General features: G+C 66.7%; 2 protein-coding genes. One reads left to right on the top strand and one right to left on the bottom strand.

Annotation, left to right across the window (positions count from 1 at the left end; all coding sequences use genetic code 11):
* Nucleotides 1-47: 47 nt before the first annotated feature.
* Nucleotides 48-524, bottom strand: a complete 477-nt coding sequence (locus ACWELQ_RS45950; protein WP_452403238.1) for a TetR/AcrR family transcriptional regulator — start codon at nucleotides 522-524, stop codon at nucleotides 48-50.
* A 39-nt stretch (nucleotides 525-563) separates the two neighbouring features.
* Between ACWELQ_RS45950 and ACWELQ_RS45945 the strand changes: the two genes are divergently transcribed.
* The coding region (locus tag ACWELQ_RS45945) for a beta-ketoacyl synthase N-terminal-like domain-containing protein (protein ID WP_452403237.1) at nucleotides 564-771 on the top strand (208 nt) is incomplete at its 3' end.

Here is a 771-nt window from a genome sequence, read left to right as displayed (position 1 = left end):
CCGGGGCCCGTGGCCCCTGCTTTAAAAAATTATCCGGTTTGATTTTCTCAAAAACACTCCCGGGTGTGGGGGGGGGGGTTGGTTTGGGGGTGGGGGTGGGGGGGGTCTATTCGGGTGAGGGAGTTGGTCATTGCGGTGACCAGGAGTTCGATGGCGTCGGTGGCGTAGGACTTGAAGGGGCTGCCGGGGACTGTGGCGGCGCCGAGGACCTGGAGTAGGACGGGGAGGCTGGGGGCGAAACGGCCTTCGGTGTTGATGGCGAAGGAGGCCGAGAGGCGGTCGCGGAGGACTTCGGGGGAGTCGATGCCGGAGAAGAGGGCGGGGATGTCGGGGCGTTGGGTTTCCAAGGCGGCGATCAGCATTGCCTCTTTGGTGCCGAAGTAGTGGATGAGCATGCGGGAGCTGGTGCCCAGGTAGTCGGCCAGGGGGCGTAGGGAGAGTTCGGCCAGGCCGTGGGTGGCGATGTAGGCGATGACGCCCTCGAGGAGTTGGGCGCGGCGGGCGTGGTCGAGTGGGCGGGGCACGGGTTGACTGTAGCGGGTGGTACAGGTATCCATGTCGGCATGAGTGTAGCGATCGGTACAGAAACCCGGGGCGGTGTCGTGGTGACCGCGATGGCGGCCACCACCAGCCTCGGCGCGGACCTGGAGTCCACGTGGGCGCGGCTTTTGGCCGGGGACAGCGGAATCGGGGTCCTGACAGACGATTTCGTCACCGAACACGAGCTGCCGGTACGCATCGGCGGGCGGCTGGTGGCGCAGCCGGGGGAGC

The organism is Nocardia sp. NPDC004722 (assembly GCF_053601505.1).
Note: the sequence above shows the minus strand (reverse complement) of the source record. Positions and strands in the feature narration are given on the sequence as shown.